Genomic DNA, 14,045 nt, shown 5'->3' on the forward strand with positions numbered 1-14,045 from the left:
CGTCTCAGCGCGCCGTCTTCTAGCGGCGGTGCGCGTAGATCAGCGGGGGGCCGACGTACGGTTCCCACGCCGCGCGCTCCTGAGCGCTCAGCCGGAGCGGGGCGCCGGAGCGGGCGTCGACTTTGACCACGACCGTCGTCGCGCGCGCATAGACCGTCTGCGCTCCATCCGGCGCGGCGGTCTCGCGAGGGCTGCACACCTCGTAGCAGACCTCGATGCTTGAGCCGCCCAGCCTGCCGAACCACATCTGGACATCGAGAGGGTGCCGCTGGTAGGGCACGGGCGCCAGGTACTCGATCTCCTGGCGGGCGATGAGCGTGAGCACGCCCGCGGAGATGCCGGAGGACAGCACCGCGGTGTCGGGGGCTGTCTCCCCGGGGTCAGGAAGCCAGAATGCGCGGACGCGCGCTTCTTCGAGGAGCTTCAGCATCGCGGTGTTGTTGACGTGGTTGAACGCGTCGAGATCGCCCCAGCGCAGAGGGATCGGGATGTGCAGCCGACGCCCGAGCGGTGTCGTCTCGGTGATGACGGCAGGGTCAGTCACGCGTGAGCTTGCGATAGGCGGATCGGTGCGGGGTCGCGGCGTCGGGCCCGAGCCGCTCGATCTTGTTCTGCTCGTACGCGTCGAAGTTGCCCTCGAACCAGTACCACGTGTCCGGGTGCTCCTCGGTGCCCTCGTAGGCGAGGATGTGGGTGGCGATCCGGTCGAGGAACCAGCGGTCGTGGGTGATGACCACGGCGCAACCGGGGAACTCCAGCAGAGCGTTCTCCAGCGACTGGAGCGTCTCGACATCGAGGTCGTTGGTCGGCTCGTCGAGGAGGAGGAGGTTGCCGCCCTCCTTCAACGTCAGCGCGAGGTTGAGTCGGTTCCGCTCGCCACCCGAGAGCACACCGGCCTTCTTCTGCTGATCGGGCCCTTTGAATCCGAACTTCGACACGTACGCGCGGGAGGGGATCTCGGTCTTCCCGACCGTGATGATGTCCAGGCCGTCGGAGACGACCTCCCACAGCGTCTTCTCGGGATCGATGTTGGCGCGGGACTGGTCGACGTAGCTGATCTTCACCGTCTCGCCGATCTTGAGAGTCCCGCCGTCGAGCGGCTCCAAGCCGACGATCGTCTTGAACAGGGTCGTCTTCCCGACACCGTTGGGTCCGATCACGCCGACGATGCCGTTGGGCGGGAGGCTGAAACCCAGCCCGTTGATGAGCGACCGATCGCCGAAGCGCTTCTGGAGGTTCTTCGCCTCGATCACGATGCCGCCCAGACGCGGCCCCGGCGGGATCTGGATCTCCTCGAAGTCGAGCTTGCGGGTGCGATCGGCTTCGGCAGCCATCTCCTCATAGCGCGCGAGGCGGGCCTTCGACTTCGCCTGACGGCCCTTGGCGTTGGAGCGGACCCACTCGAGCTCCTCTTTCAGGCGCTTGGCGAGCTTGGCGTCCTTCTTGCCCTGCACCTCCAGTCGCTCGCCCTTCTTCTCGAGGTAGGTCGAGTAGTTGCCCTCGTACCCGATGAGGCGGCCCCGGTCGACCTCGGCGATCCACTCGGCGACGTTGTCGAGGAAGTAGCGATCGTGCGTGATGGCGATCACGGCGCCCGGATACTTCTGCAGGTGCTGCTCGAGCCAGAGGACGCTCTCGGCGTCGAGGTGGTTCGTGGGCTCGTCGAGGAGCAGCAGGTCGGGCTTCTGCAACAGGAGCTTCGTCAGAGCGACGCGACGCTTCTCACCGCCCGACAGCGGGGCGATCGCCGCATCTCCGGGCGGCGTGCGTAGGGCATCCATGGCCTGTTCCAGCTGGGAGTCGAGGTCCCAGGCGTCCGCGGCGTCGATCTCCTCCTGCAGCGTCCCCATCTCCGCCAGAAGGGCGTCGAAGTCGGCGTCGGGATCGGCCATGAGGGCGGAGATCTCGTTGAACCGATCGAGCTTGGCCTTGATGGCGATTCCGTCCTGGATGTTCTCCAGCACCGTCTTGGACTCGTCCAGCTCGGGCTCCTGCATGAGGATCCCGACGGTGAATCCGGGACTGAGCTTCGCCTCGCCGTTGGAGGGCGTGTCCAGACCCGCCATGATCTTGAGGATCGTGGATTTTCCGGCCCCGTTGGGGCCGACCATGCCGATCTTCGCCCCGGGAAGGAAGGCCATCGTGACATCGTCCAGGATCAGCTTGTCGCCGACCGCCTTGCGAGCCCGGACCATCGAGTAGATGTATTCAGCCATACCGTTCGCAGCTTCCCTTCGCGTCCGACGTCAGCGTCCCAGCCTAGCCGGTCGGTCAGCACGCCCCTTGTCCACTCGGCCACGGGGGGTCGGCCGGCGACTCACCAATCGATCGGTCGCGTCTCCCCCAGGAGGCACGCTCCGTCCGGAAGCGCCCCGAGCACGGTGGTGACCGGCTCGCCGGTCGCCTCCCCCACCTGGCCGATCAGGCACTGCTCTCCCCATCGGACAGACACCTGGATGCTCTCGGCGGGATTGCCCACGGTGGACGTGTCGGCAGTGACCTGCATCGCGCCCCTGTCGAATCCGCCGGCCACGAGCGCGTCGACGTATGCTCTGCCGGCGCCGCGACCGTCGCCGTTCCACACCGATCGGACGATCTGGGTGAAGAAGGGCAGATTGTCCTCCGCCGACCCGTCGGGGACCAACGCCGGGCCTGCCGGGGTGGAGTCCGGCGACGGCGCCGGTTCCGCCACGGACCCCGTCGGAGTCGGAGGAGGAGCGGGCGTCTGATCCGGAGTGCACCCCGTGAGCAGGAGCACGACGGCCGCTGCGGACAGGAGTCCCTGGGCCCGCGGGCGAGGGAGCAGCGGGCTACGGCGGGCGCGATCGTCCGGTTTCCGCAGGGGCACGCGCCGAGTCTACGTCGCGGCATCGACGGCTCCCTGCGCCGGGCGTCAGAAAGGTGTCTCACCGGCGGCGGACAGAACCGGATCAGGGGAGCCGGCGTCGTCGGTGTCGCTCTCGGTCGAGCCCTCGCGGGCTCCCGGGACGCTCGTCGCCCACCCGTCGGTCGACGCCTCACGGGTCGTCTCCGCGGCAGCACCGGGGGTGGCCCATTCGTCCGCCGGCGCCGCGTCACCCGCGGGTCGCGACGCCGTGGAACGGGTGAAGCGCGACGTGCCGAACTTCAGGTCGTGCCCGATCGCATCGGCTTCCAGCTCCACTGCCGTCCCCCTGCGCGTTCCGTTGTCCCACTCGCGCACCTTGAGTCTGCCGGTGACGATGACGCGGTCGCCGCGACTGAGCGAGAGCACGGCATGCTCAGCCAGCTGCCGGAACAGCTGGACGGTGTAGTAGCTGGTCTCGCCGTCCACCCACCGGCCCGTCGCCCTGTCCAGGCGCCGATGGGATGTCGCCAGTCGGAAGGACGTCACGGGGACCCCGTCGAGGATTTTCTTGTGCTCCGGGATCGTGGCGATGTTGCCGGTGAGGGTGATCGTGTCTGACATGATGCTCCTTGATCGTGCGGATGTTCGGATGTGCCGGTGCCCGGGTGCCCGGCGAGCACCGGCACGGCTCCATCGTGGCCCCGAGGAGAAAAGGGGCACCACGCAACCGGGCGATCGGTGGAGAACTCCGCATGCGGCCACGCTGTGCAGGAGAGGACGGCGATGTCGGAGGTCGCACCTATCTTCGATCTCGGAGGTAGCCATGACCACTCTCATCCACTCCACGATCCCTGTCACCGATGCGGCGGCGCGCCACGGGCTCCGTCTCGTCGACGCCGGCGCACGCATGTGGCGGGTCGTCGACCGTGCGGGACGCATCGTCGGCCACGTTCAGAGCTCTGAAGACCCGGACACGCGGCGATTCCACGCGCTTCGCTACTCAGCGCGGGTCCGGCGCTTCTTCGAACTGGGACGGTTCTGGACCCTGGATGACGCGGTGTCGTGTCTTCACTACTCCCGGTGACCGATTCAGACCATCACGTCGTCGCGCAGCAGCGCGGGCGGTGCGGCGCGGGAAACGGTCGACCATGAATCGACGAGGATGTCCGCTGCCCGGATCAGGGTCTCCGGAGCTGCGGTGAAGGGCATCCGGAGGAATCGGTCGTGGCCCCCGTCGACCGAGAAGCGGGGGCCCGAGGTCAGCAGCAGTCCGCGATGGCGCGCGTCCATGACGAGCGCCGCGCTCAGGGGCGCGTCCATCTCGATCCAGAGGGAGACACCGCCCTGCGGCCGGGGCACATTCCAGTGCGGCAAGCCCTCCCGCACAGCGGCGATGATCACGTCCCGCCCCTCCCGCAGCATGTGCCGGCGCTGGGTGATGACGTCACCGAAGCGATCGAGGACGGCCGTCGCGATGACCTGCTCCAGCTCGGGAGTTCCGAGATCCTGCGCGCTGCGCAGCGCGACGAGACGGCGGATCAGCTCCGGAGCTGCCCGGACCCACCCGACCCGGAGCCCGCCCCACACGGTCTTCCCGAGCGAGCCGATGCGCACGACCAGACCGGGATCGATCCGGCCGAAGCCGCGGTCAATGGGCCCTCGGTCGATGTCCAGATCCGCCGTGGTCTCATCGAGGATCAGCGTCGTCCCTGCGCGCTCTGCTCCGCGCGCCAGAGCATCGCGCTCCGCCCCGCTCATCGACCGACCCGTCGGATTATGGAAGTCGGGCATCACGTACGCCGCCACAGGGAGGGTCCGCTGCAAGACCTGCTCGGCACGTTCGATGTCCCATCCCTCGCGGATGGTCACAGGAACCGCCGTCAGTCGCGCCCCGGCCTGCCGCAGCGCCTCAGCCGCATGCGGATAGGTGGGAGTCTCGATGAGCACGCGGTCGCCGCGTGAGATGAGGGCGCGAGCGAGGAGGTGGATGGCGCTCTGCGCGCCCGTGGTGATGAGGATCTCCTCCGGGGAGGTGGCGAGGCCGCGCGCAGCGTACTGCGCGGCGACCTGCCGGCGGAGCTCCACGCGCCCGATGATGTCGTAGCCCGTACGGGCGACGATCCCGGGGGCGTCCGCCACGGCGTCGGCGAGAAGACCGGCCAGGCCCGGCCACGCGGCCGGGCTCGCCTGCTGCAGATCGATGTCATCGCGGTGCACGTCGGAGGTGATGCCCGGGTCCCTCCTGAGGGGAGGGAGGGTGACACTGCCCGATCCACGCACGCTCTGGATGTGACCGGTGTCGCGCAGGCTCCGATAGGCAGCGGCCACCGTGCTGCGGCTCAGCCCCAGGACCACGGCCAGCTCCCGCTCGGCGGGCAGAGTTGTCCGCGGCGCCAGGCGGTTGTCCAGGCACAGGAGCCGGATGCCGTCGGCCAGGGCTTCATACGTGGGCTCCCGGGTGCGCCACCCACCCAGTGCGTGGGAGAGGGAGCGCGCGGAGATGCGGGAGTCCATGCATCCACTTTAGGTGAATTGGCATGCTTGGCACAGTCCAATGTAATGCTGAAATGACGGAGTGATGAACCGCCTGATCCGACTCCTCACCGGTCTCGTGCTCTACGGCGCCGGCTGCGCCCTCACCATCGAGGCGGGTCTGGGTGTCGACCCGTGGACCGTGTTCGCCGAGGGACTCTCTCGCCAGTCCGGCCTCGGAATCGGATGGGTGACCAATCTCGTCGGAGTCGGCGTCCTCCTGCTGTGGATCCCCCTGCGCCAGCGGCCTGGGGTCGGAACCGTCGCCAACATCCTGCTCGTCGGCACGAGTATGCAGGTCGCTCTCGGGCTCATACCGCCCGCACCGGACCACATCGTGGCGCAGGCGGCCCTGCTCGTCGGCAGCATCCTCATCGTGGCGGTCGGGTGCGGCCTCTACATCGGCGCCCGGTTCGGACCGGGTCCGCGCGATGGTCTCATGACCGGCATGCATGCACGATTCGGCTGGCCCATCTGGGCGTGCCGCGGCGTAGTCGAACTCACCGTGCTGCTCATCGGCTGGCTGCTCGGCGGAACGGTCGGCGTCGGCACGGTGGTGTTCGCCGTGGCGATCGGACCGCTCGTCCACCTGACGCTGCCGATGTTCGACACGGCGCGCCCGGGCAGTCCCCCGGCGCCCGCAACGGGAGACGCCGGCCACGACACGACGATCACGACGGCCGAGGCCGCACGCGACGCGTGAACGGACGATCGCTCGCGCGGCGACGAGTCAGGCCGAGGTGAGTCAGTGCTCCTCGAACGTCGGCCAGGCGCTTCCCGGCCGCATCCGGGCGTGCAGGGCGTTCTTGGCGACATCCATGGTGGGGTAGGTGCCGGCGGTCTCCTCCGCCCCCGCCATCGTGACGGTGTAGCCCTCAGCGGTCTTGCGGATGCTCCCCACCACCCCGCTCGTCCCGTAGGCCACCCAGAGGCTCGAGTGCGTGTCGGTTGTGCTCATCGTCGAACTCCTTCCGATGCCTCGACGCTACGCCTCCCCCGGGCCCGCCGCCAGATGCCGAGCGGCGATTCCCGCCCTCCTCGCTCGGCCGCTACCCTGGACTGGCAACCCCCAGTAGCTCAGTGGATAGAGCAGCGGCCTTCTAATCCGCCGGTCGCACGTTCGAATCGTGCCTGGGGGACGGACTGTCCGTGAATCGGAGCGGGGTCTGCGCCCGTCATTAGGATGGGCCCATGGTGGGTGCTTCCGAGAACGACCGACTCGTGTGGATCGACTGCGAGATGACCGGACTCGACCTCGCGGTCGACGAGCTCGTCGAGATCGCGATCGTGGTCACCGACTTCGAGCTGCGACCGTTGGATCCGGGATTCCAGGTCGTCATCAAGCCGGACGCCTCCGCAATGGAGAACATGAGCGATTTCGTGCGCAACATGCACGAGACCTCCGGCCTTCTGGAGGAGATCCCGGGCGGGGTGAGCGTTGCCGACGCCGAGTTTCAGGCGTTGGAGTACATCCAGCGCTTCGCCCCCCAGGAGGGCAAAGCCCCCCTCGCTGGGAACACCATCGGCACCGACAGGATGTTCCTGGCCAAGTACATGCCCCGGGTCGATCGATGGCTGCACTACCGCAACGTCGATGTCTCCAGCATCAAGGAGCTCTCGCGTCGCTGGTACCCCCGTGCCTACATCCACGCGCCGGCGAAGAACGGCGGTCATCGGGCGCTCGCCGACATCCGGGAGTCCATCACCGAGTTGGCCTACTACCGCCAGGCGGTCTTCGTTCCCGAGCCCGGACCGACCAGCGACGGAGCCCGTGCGGCTGCCGCCTCCGCGGTGTCCGCGTTCTCCTCCGGCGTGTGAGAGAATCGATGGGTTGTCCCGCCGATGCGGGACCACGGTGGCTGTAGCTCAGTCGGTAGAGCACCTGGTTGTGGTCCAGGGGGCCGCGGGTTCAAGTCCCGTCAGCCACCCCAATCTCTCAGCCCCTCGCGGGCCGTATCGTGGAGTCATGCTCGAGATGGATGCGGACGCTTTCGAGCGTCTCGTGATCGAAGAGCTCGACCTCCTCCCCGACGACATGGTCGACGGTCTGGACAACGTCGTCTTCGTGGTCGAGGACCGGCCGGAGGACCCCGCGCAGGACCTGTTCGGCCTGTACGAGGGGTGGGCGCTGACCGAACGTGATCGGTACGGCATGGGAGAACTCCCCGACCGCATCACGCTGTACCGCGAACCCCATCTCGCCGCGTGCGCCGACGAGCAGGCTCTGAGACATGAGGTCCATACGACCCTCGTCCATGAGATCGCCCACTTCTACGGCATCGACGACGAGAAACTGCACGAGCTCGGGTGGGCGTGATGGGGTCGATGACGCAGTCCCAGGAGCTCCTCGACCGCATGATCGAGGAGACGACCAGCGGTCAGTGGCAGACGGTGGTCTGGAACGATCCCGTCAACCTCATGAGCTACGTCACCCACGTCTTCCGCGAGTACTTCGGCTTCCCCGCCGCCACTGCCGAACGCCTCATGCTCGCCGTGCACCACGATGGCCACGCCGTGGTGGCCGAAGGCGCACGGGAGCAGATGGAACTGCACACCCAGGCGATGCACGACTACGGCCTGTGGGCGACAGTACGAAGGGCTCCCAGCGTATGAACACCATCCCCCTCGTCCTGCAGATCACCCGCCTGGAAGCGACGCACCTCGGCGATCTCGTCGATCAGTTCGCCGAGCTCGTCGCCGACGATGCGGGCGATGACCCCGCCGTGCTTCGGCTCGTTCCCGATGCGTACGCCGACGACCCCGAAGCGGCGCGTGAGTTCCGGGACGTGACCGAACGAGACCTCCTTCGTCGTCGTCGGCAGGACGCGCAACTCGTGCGGACCAGCCTCTCGCCGGCGGCGACGCTGACATCCGTCGCCATGGCGGGAGCCGAGGGGTGGGAAGAGGTCGATCTCGTCCTGGACCCCGCCACCGTGCAGGCGTGGCTGCGGACCCTGGCGGCGATCAGGCTCGTCATCGCATCCCGGCTGGGCATCACCGACGAGGATCAGCACGACGACGATGATCCGCGGTTCGGCGTGTACGACTGGCTCGGATACCGCCTCGAAGGCCTGATCCGGGCCATCGAAACCGCGGGGGCGGCCGGGGGCTGAGCGCTCAGGGGATCGCGAAGACGTGGGTGGCCAGCTGGGCGGGCCCGTCATCGACCAGGTGCCGTTCCTCCTGTCGAGCCCATCGATCCCAGTGGGGCCGATAGGTGTCGCCGTCGCGCAGGAGCGCGCGATCTCTGCGCGTACGAGCAGGGGACTCCAACCAGATGCGGATGTCACCGAGCGGCGCGGTTCCCGCTGTCAGCAGTCCTGATCCCTCGACGATGAGCGGAAGGGACGGATCGACGGCGTGCGCCTCGGCGTACTCCCCTCGCTCCCAGTCCCAGCGCTGCCAGACGCCGATCAGACCGCGCGCGTGCGGCCGGAGTATCGCCTCCTGCGCGGTCCGCACCCCCTCCGCCAGTCCGTCCCAGCCGGGATAGATCGCATCGAGCGCGACCGATTGGACCCGGCCGCGCAGAGGCCAGCCCGCGATGAGCTCGCGCGCGAGGGTCGTCTTCCCTGCGCCGCTGCGGCCGTCGATGAGGATGACCGGGTTGGCCGCGGCGATGGAGACGACGGCGTCACGCGTGTGCTCGACCGCCGCCGTCAGCGCCCGGCGAACCGGATCGGACTCACTTCTTGAGCGCGCGGATGACACGGCTGAGCGCGCGACCGGCCACCCAGACGAAGGGGATTCCGACCGCCAGGAGCGAGACGACGTTCGGCTCGAACCGCAGGTCGTCGCCGCGGCGGATGTAGGCACCGAGCGGAATCGCGTACCCGCCACCGCCGCCACCGCCGTTTCCCGCCTCGTCGGATCCACCGCCGAAGGCGGTCCAGGTGAGGGCCACCGGGACCAGACGGACGCCGTCGACGTCCTGCTGCTCGCCGTAGACGGATGTGACGCCGAAGTCCGCGGACTGCTTGCCGAGGTCGAGTGCGATATTGGGCATGCCCCCACGCTACTCGGCACCACCTTCATTGCCCAGCCTCGCCCCGATCCTTGACGTGGCCACCGAGAAGTGTTGCCCGAGTGATGCTTCCGCGCCCGAACTTCGCGGCAGCCCCGTCGAGGACACCCTCGACCCGTCGCCAATCCTCGTCGTCGTCCCACAGCGTCGACAGGGCGGCTGCGGAGGGTCGGAGTTTCTCCGCCCGGACGCCGATCAGGCGGATCGGGAGGCGGCGTTCGAGAGCGTCGAACAGGTCGATGGCAGCTGCTCCGATCCGCTGTCCGACCGCCGTCGGCTCGGGCAGGGTCTGCGCACGCGTCACGGTGCTGAAGTCGGCGAAGCGCACCTTGATCGATACGGTCGCCGCGTCCCAGCCCGATTCCCTCAGACGCGCGCCGACCCGGTCGGCGAGACGGCGCAGCTCCACCCGCAGGACGCCGGGGTCGTCGATATCGTCAGCGAAGGTCTCCTCGTGTCCGACGCTCTTCTCCACCCGCGTCGTCTCGACCTCCCGCGGGTCCACCCCGCGGGCCAGCTGGCGGACCCGCGCACCGAGTGCCGCTCCGAGGATGCGATCGATCAGCGCCGGAGGGCAGTCGATGATGTCGGCGACCGTGCGGATTCCTCGTGCCGTCAGCGCCTCGGTGGCCTTGGGGCCGACGCCCCAGAGGTCACTCACCCTGCGACCGGCGAGAAAGCGCGTTGTCGCGGCTTCGGGCACGATGAGGAGGCCATCCGGTTTGCTCAGGGTGGATGCCATCTTCGCCACGTGCTTCGTGGCCGCGGCTCCCACCGAGCAGGGCAGCCCCACTTCGTCACGCACCCGCGCGCGCAGGAGGCGCGCCACATCGCCCGGGCTTCCCCACAGTCGCCGAACCCCGCGCACATCGAGGAAGGCTTCGTCGATGGACAGGGGCTCGACCAGGGGGGTGATCTCGTGGAACAGAGCCATGACCTGCGCCGAGAGCTCGACGTATCGCGGGAAGCGCGGGGGGATGACCAGCGCGGCAGGGCACAGTCTCAGCGCCTGCGAGACCGGCATCGCCGACCGCACACCGAATCGCCGCGCCTCGTAGGAGGCGCTGGAGACGACGGAGCGGCTCTCGGGAGCTCCGATGATCAGCGGTTTGCCGCGCAGCGAAGGGTCATCCAGCACCTCCACAGACGCGTAGAACGCGTCCATGTCGACGTGGAGGATGCCCGCCCCCGTGTCATCTGCACCTTCCGGTGAGACGAGCCGGCCGCTGCCGTCACCGCGCCCCATGCGTCCATTGTCGGCGGTGCCGCCGACATCCGGTCACTGGGACGCGCGCTCGAGGATCAGCTCGCGCACGCGCGCCGCATCCGCCTGTCCGCGCATCGCCTTCATCACCGCACCGATCACCGCGCCCGCGGCCTGGACCTTGCCGTCGCGGATCTTGTCGAGCACGTCCGGCTGCGCAGCCAGCGCCTCGTCGATCGCTGCGATCAGCGCCGTGTCGTCCGAGACGACCGCGAGTCCCCTCGACGCCACGACCTGCGCGGGATCGCCTTCGCCGGCGATGACCCCCTCGAGCACCTGGCGCGCGAGCTTGTCGGTCAGCGTCCCCTCATCGACGAGCCGCTGGAGCTCGGCGACCTGGGCGGGGGTGACGAGCTCGCCCGGTTCACGGCCGTCGGCGTTGGCGATGCGGCTGATCTCGCTCATCCACCATTTCCGCGCCGCGGCTGGGGTCGCGCCGGCTGCGACCGTCGCCTCGACCTCGCCCAGGAGACCGGCGTTGACCACACCCCGGAACTCGATGTCGGCGAAGCCCCAGTCCGATTTCAGGCGCCGACGGCGTACGACAGGCTGCTCCGGAAGCGCTGCCCGCAGCTCCTCGATGAGAGAGTCCGCGGGGGCGACCGGAAGCAGATCCGGTTCGGGGAAGTATCGGTAGTCGTCCGCGTCGGACTTCGGTCGACCCGGCGAGGTCGTACCGGTGTCCTCATGCCAGTGGCGGGTCTCCTGCGTGATGGTGCCGCCTGCGGCGAGGATCGCCGCCTGACGCTGGATCTCGTAGCGGACGGCCCGTTCGACCGACCGCATCGAATTGACGTTCTTCGTCTCGGTGCGCGTTCCGAGCTTGTCCTGACCACGAGGACGCAGCGACACGTTGGCGTCGCAGCGGAGGTTTCCGCGCTCCATTCGCGCGTCCGAGATGCCGAGCGCCAGCACGATGTCACGGATCGTCTGGACGTAGGCCTTGGCGATGTCGGGCGCTCGGTGCTCGGCTCCGAAGATCGGCTTGGTGACGATCTCCACCAGGGGCACGCCTGCGCGGTTGTAGTCGACGAGGGAATACTCCGCGCCCTGGATGCGACCGGTCGAACCGCCGACGTGCGTGAGCTTGCCGGCGTCCTCCTCCATGTGGGCGCGCTCGATCGGGACGGTCACGACCGTTCCGTCCTCGAGCTCGACCTCGACCGACCCCTCGAAGGCGATCGGCTCGTCGTACTGGGAGATCTGGTAATTCTTGCCGAGGTCGGGGTAGAAGTAGTTCTTCCGCGCGAATCGGCTCGAGGGCGCGATATCGCATCCGAGGGCGAGCCCGAGGCTGATCGAGGCGCGCACGGCCTCTTCGTTGACGACGGGCAGGGCGCCGGGAAGACCCATGTCGACCGGAGCGACCAGCGTGTTCGGCGCGGCGTCGTGGTTGGCGCTGTGCGCCGGGTTGGGCGCCGCGGAGAACATCTTCGTGCGGGTGTTCAGTTCGACGTGTACCTCGAATCCGAGCACCGGCTCGAAACGCTCGAGGGCTTCGTCGAAGTCCATCAGCTTGTCGCGACCCATCAGGCGACCCCTCCCCGCAGCGGCATGCGGTCCAGCAGCGGACCGCCCCATTCGTCGACCAGCAGCGCCTCGACCGCAGCTCCCACCCGGTAGAGCCTGGCGTCCTCTCGCGCGGGGGCCAGGAACTGGATCCCCACCGGCAGCCCGTCCTCCGGGGCGAGGCCCGCAGGGATGGAGATGCCAGGCACGCCCGCGAGGTTCGCCGGAATGGTGGTGACGTCGTTGAGATACATCTGGAGCGGATCGTCGAGCTTCTCGCCGAGCCGGAATGCCGTCGTGGGGGCCGAGGGCGTGGCCAGCACGTCGACCTGAGCGAAGGCGGCGTCGAAGTCCGACTGGATGAGGGTGCGAACCTTCTGGGCGCTGCCGTAGTAGGCGTCGTAGTAGCCCGCGGACAGCGCATAGGTGCCGAGGATGACGCGGCGCTTCACCTCTTCGCCGAACCCTGCTTCGCGCGTGGCTGCCATGACCTCTTCGACGGTCGCCCCGGCGTGGGGGATCACGCGCATACCGAACCGGACCGAGTCGAACTTCGCCAGGTTGCTCGATGCCTCTGCGGGGAGGATGAGGTAGTAGGCGGCGACCCCGTACTCGAAGTGCGGGGCGCTGACCTCCACGATCTCGGCACCCTGCGCCGCCATGGCGTCCAGGGCGGCGCGGAAGCGCGAGGACACTCCGGGCTGGAATCCGCTGTCGGGCAGCTCGGAGATGACGCCCACACGCAGTCCACGCAGGACCTCCCCCGACGCGCCGTCGCGCGCCGCGGCGGCGAAGGACGGCCAGCTCTCCTCCAGCGATGTGGCATCGTGCGGGTCGTGACCGCCGATGACGTCGTGAAGGAGGCCGGCGTCCAGAACCGTCCGCGTCACGGGGCCGACCTGGTCGAGGCTCGAGGCCAGCGCGATGGCGCCGTAGCGGGACACTCCGCCGTAGGTGGGCTTCATCCCCACCGTTCCCGTGACGTGCGCGGGCTGGCGGATGGAGCCACCGGTGTCGGATCCGAGCGCGAGGGGTGCCTCGAATGCGGCCACCGCTGCGGCCGAGCCGCCGCCGGACCCGCCGGGAATCCGCTCGAGGTCCCAGGGGTTGCGGGTGGGTCCGTACGCGGAGTGCTCCGTGGAGGAGCCCATGGCGAACTCGTCCATGTTGGTCTTGCCGAGCGGCACCAGGCCGGCGGCGCGCGAGCGCGCCACCACCGTGGCGTCGTAGGGGGACATGTACCCCTCGAGGATCCGTGATCCGCTGGTGGAGGGCATGTCGGTCGTGACGAGGACGTCCTTGATCGCCAGGGGCACACCCGCCAGCGGCCCGAGCTCCTCACCCGCGGCTCGCCGGCGGTCGATGTCGGCTGCCACCTCGAGGGCGCGCTCGTTGACGTGGAGGAAGGCATGCACGTCGCCGTCGACCTCGCGGATGCGGTCGAGATGCGCACGGGTCGCCTCGACGCTGGACATTTCGCCGCCGCTCAGCCGCGCCGCCAGATCAGCGGCGGTGAGACGGATGATCTCGTCGGAGGCGCTCACTGCTCCTCCCCCAGGATGGCGGTGACCCGGAAGCGGTTGTCGGCCGCCTCGGGGGCGTTCTGGAGGACCTGCTCGATGGTCAGGACATCGGCGGGGACATCCTCACGGAAGACGTTCTGCAGAGGAATGGGGTGGCTGGTGGCCACGACATCGGCGGTCGCGACCTCGGAAACCTTCGCGATGTTGTCGACGATCACGTCGAGCTGGCCGGTGAGGCGCGCCACCTCCCCTTCGCTCAGCTGGATGCGGGCGAGCACGCCGAGATGGCGGACGAGATCGGGTGTGATTTCAGACACCCGAACAGTTTAGGTGCTCGCTCCTGCGGCCTCCCGCCCGCGGCGGGCG

Annotated in this window: 18 protein-coding genes and 2 tRNA genes; 8 read left to right on the plus strand and 12 right to left on the minus strand. The window is 68.7% G+C overall.

From position 1 onward, the window contains the following. Positions 1-19: 19 nt before the first annotated feature. The 4 genes from HDC37_RS09640 to ssb form a co-directional block, all read right to left on the minus strand. A complete protein-coding gene (locus tag HDC37_RS09640) occupies positions 20-544 on the minus strand; it encodes a thioesterase family protein (RefSeq protein ID WP_179560199.1) in 525 nt (174 codons plus the stop codon). Next, a complete protein-coding gene (gene ettA / locus HDC37_RS09645) occupies positions 537-2,216 on the minus strand; it encodes an energy-dependent translational throttle protein EttA (RefSeq protein ID WP_179560200.1) in 1,680 nt (559 codons plus the stop codon). Before ettA ends, HDC37_RS09640 begins: the two co-directional genes overlap by 8 nt. 101 nt (positions 2,217-2,317) lie before the next feature. Further along, entirely contained in the window at positions 2,318-2,848 is a 531-nt protein-coding gene (locus tag HDC37_RS09650; protein WP_308472163.1) for a DUF6993 domain-containing protein, read from the minus strand. Positions 2,849-2,893: 45 nt separating this feature from the next. Further along, positions 2,894-3,448 (minus strand): single-stranded DNA-binding protein, encoded by a 555-nt coding sequence (ssb, locus tag HDC37_RS09655; RefSeq protein WP_179560201.1) that lies wholly within the window; start codon positions 3,446-3,448, stop codon positions 2,894-2,896. Between the two features lie 202 nt (positions 3,449-3,650). On the opposite strand from ssb, the gene HDC37_RS09660 reads away from it, so the two are divergent. Then, positions 3,651-3,911 carry a hypothetical protein gene (locus HDC37_RS09660; RefSeq protein ID WP_179560202.1) on the plus strand — a complete coding sequence of 87 codons (261 nt, stop codon included), beginning with the start codon at positions 3,651-3,653 and terminating at the stop codon, positions 3,909-3,911. Between the two features lie 5 nt (positions 3,912-3,916). Here the strand turns inward: HDC37_RS09660 and HDC37_RS09665 are convergent, their stop codons facing one another. Then, entirely contained in the window at positions 3,917-5,341 is a 1,425-nt protein-coding gene (locus tag HDC37_RS09665; RefSeq protein WP_179560203.1) for a PLP-dependent aminotransferase family protein, read from the minus strand. A 61-nt stretch (positions 5,342-5,402) separates the two neighbouring features. Between HDC37_RS09665 and HDC37_RS09670 the strand changes: the two genes are divergently transcribed. Next, positions 5,403-6,062: a hypothetical protein gene (locus HDC37_RS09670; RefSeq protein WP_308472164.1), complete on the plus strand. Its 660-nt coding sequence runs from the start codon at positions 5,403-5,405 to the stop codon at positions 6,060-6,062. A 42-nt stretch (positions 6,063-6,104) separates the two neighbouring features. Here HDC37_RS09670 and HDC37_RS09675 read toward each other — a convergent pair whose 3' ends face one another. Beyond that, entirely contained in the window at positions 6,105-6,317 is a 213-nt protein-coding gene (locus HDC37_RS09675; RefSeq protein ID WP_179560204.1) for a methyltransferase, read from the minus strand. A 108-nt stretch (positions 6,318-6,425) separates the two neighbouring features. On the opposite strand from HDC37_RS09675, the gene HDC37_RS09680 reads away from it, so the two are divergent. From HDC37_RS09680 to HDC37_RS09705, 6 genes are all read left to right on the plus strand, one after another. Beyond that, a tRNA-Arg gene (locus HDC37_RS09680) sits at positions 6,426-6,498 on the plus strand. Between the two features lie 52 nt (positions 6,499-6,550). Next, the gene (orn, locus tag HDC37_RS09685) at positions 6,551-7,177 is read left to right on the plus strand and encodes an oligoribonuclease (RefSeq protein ID WP_179560205.1); all 627 of its coding nucleotides are present in this window, start codon (positions 6,551-6,553) and stop codon (positions 7,175-7,177) included. A 37-nt stretch (positions 7,178-7,214) separates the two neighbouring features. Then, a tRNA-His gene (locus tag HDC37_RS09690) sits at positions 7,215-7,290 on the plus strand. Positions 7,291-7,325: 35 nt separating this feature from the next. After that, entirely contained in the window at positions 7,326-7,676 is a 351-nt protein-coding gene (locus tag HDC37_RS09695) for a metallopeptidase family protein (protein ID WP_179560206.1), read from the plus strand. 8 nt (positions 7,677-7,684) lie between these two features. Beyond that, positions 7,685-7,972, plus strand: a complete 288-nt coding sequence (gene clpS / locus HDC37_RS09700; protein WP_374939163.1) for an ATP-dependent Clp protease adapter ClpS — start codon at positions 7,685-7,687, stop codon at positions 7,970-7,972. Then, on the plus strand, positions 7,969-8,472 hold the full coding sequence (locus HDC37_RS09705) for a DUF2017 family protein (protein WP_179560208.1): 504 nt from the start codon (positions 7,969-7,971) through the stop codon (positions 8,470-8,472). The genes clpS and HDC37_RS09705 overlap by 4 nt, the downstream gene beginning before the upstream one ends. 4 nt (positions 8,473-8,476) lie before the next feature. Here HDC37_RS09705 and HDC37_RS17190 read toward each other — a convergent pair whose 3' ends face one another. From HDC37_RS17190 to gatC, 6 genes are read right to left on the minus strand one after another with little or no spacing between them, the layout of a single operon-like run. Continuing rightward, the gene (locus tag HDC37_RS17190) at positions 8,477-9,070 is read right to left on the minus strand and encodes a hypothetical protein (protein ID WP_308472165.1); all 594 of its coding nucleotides are present in this window, start codon (positions 9,068-9,070) and stop codon (positions 8,477-8,479) included. Further along, complete coding sequence (locus HDC37_RS17195; RefSeq protein ID WP_124293385.1) at positions 9,045-9,365, minus strand: hypothetical protein; 321 nt, start codon at positions 9,363-9,365, stop codon at positions 9,045-9,047. The genes HDC37_RS17190 and HDC37_RS17195 overlap by 26 nt, the downstream gene beginning before the upstream one ends. 25 nt (positions 9,366-9,390) lie before the next feature. Then, positions 9,391-10,629 (minus strand): DNA polymerase IV, encoded by a 1,239-nt coding sequence (dinB, locus tag HDC37_RS09715; RefSeq protein WP_179560210.1) that lies wholly within the window; start codon positions 10,627-10,629, stop codon positions 9,391-9,393. A 33-nt stretch (positions 10,630-10,662) separates the two neighbouring features. After that, a complete protein-coding gene (gatB, locus tag HDC37_RS09720; RefSeq protein WP_179560211.1) occupies positions 10,663-12,177 on the minus strand; it encodes an Asp-tRNA(Asn)/Glu-tRNA(Gln) amidotransferase subunit GatB in 1,515 nt (504 codons plus the stop codon). Continuing rightward, positions 12,177-13,700: an Asp-tRNA(Asn)/Glu-tRNA(Gln) amidotransferase subunit GatA gene (gene gatA / locus HDC37_RS09725; protein ID WP_179560212.1), complete on the minus strand. Its 1,524-nt coding sequence runs from the start codon at positions 13,698-13,700 to the stop codon at positions 12,177-12,179. The genes gatB and gatA overlap by 1 nt, the downstream gene beginning before the upstream one ends. Further along, positions 13,697-13,996 carry an Asp-tRNA(Asn)/Glu-tRNA(Gln) amidotransferase subunit GatC gene (gatC, locus tag HDC37_RS09730; RefSeq protein ID WP_179560213.1) on the minus strand — a complete coding sequence of 100 codons (300 nt, stop codon included), beginning with the start codon at positions 13,994-13,996 and terminating at the stop codon, positions 13,697-13,699. Before gatC ends, gatA begins: the two co-directional genes overlap by 4 nt. Between the last annotated feature and the right edge of the window lie 49 nt (positions 13,997-14,045).

The sequence above is a fragment of the Microbacterium sp. AK009 genome, assembly GCF_013410955.1.
Taxonomy (GTDB): Bacteria; Actinomycetota; Actinomycetes; order Actinomycetales; family Microbacteriaceae; genus Microbacterium.

Excerpts from the sequence above, each read along its gene's own strand:
- ettA (WP_179560200.1), bottom strand. The coding sequence starts at position 2,216 with ATGGCTGAATACATCTACTCGATGGTCCGGGCTCGCAAGGCGGTCGGC.
- ssb (WP_179560201.1), bottom strand. The coding sequence starts at position 3,448 with ATGTCAGACACGATCACCCTCACCGGCAACATCGCCACGATCCCGGAG.
- HDC37_RS09660 (WP_179560202.1), top strand. The coding sequence starts at position 3,651 with ATGACCACTCTCATCCACTCCACGATCCCTGTCACCGATGCGGCGGCG.
- HDC37_RS09665 (WP_179560203.1), bottom strand. The coding sequence starts at position 5,341 with ATGGACTCCCGCATCTCCGCGCGCTCCCTCTCCCACGCACTGGGTGGG.
- HDC37_RS09675 (WP_179560204.1), bottom strand. The coding sequence starts at position 6,317 with ATGAGCACAACCGACACGCACTCGAGCCTCTGGGTGGCCTACGGGACG.
- orn (WP_179560205.1), top strand. The coding sequence starts at position 6,551 with ATGGTGGGTGCTTCCGAGAACGACCGACTCGTGTGGATCGACTGCGAG.
- HDC37_RS09695 (WP_179560206.1), top strand. The coding sequence starts at position 7,326 with ATGCTCGAGATGGATGCGGACGCTTTCGAGCGTCTCGTGATCGAAGAG.
- clpS (WP_374939163.1), top strand. The coding sequence starts at position 7,685 with ATGACGCAGTCCCAGGAGCTCCTCGACCGCATGATCGAGGAGACGACC.
- HDC37_RS09705 (WP_179560208.1), top strand. The coding sequence starts at position 7,969 with ATGAACACCATCCCCCTCGTCCTGCAGATCACCCGCCTGGAAGCGACG.
- HDC37_RS17195 (WP_124293385.1), bottom strand. The coding sequence starts at position 9,365 with ATGCCCAATATCGCACTCGACCTCGGCAAGCAGTCCGCGGACTTCGGC.
- dinB (WP_179560210.1), bottom strand. The coding sequence starts at position 10,629 with ATGGGGCGCGGTGACGGCAGCGGCCGGCTCGTCTCACCGGAAGGTGCA.
- gatB (WP_179560211.1), bottom strand. The coding sequence starts at position 12,177 with ATGGGTCGCGACAAGCTGATGGACTTCGACGAAGCCCTCGAGCGTTTC.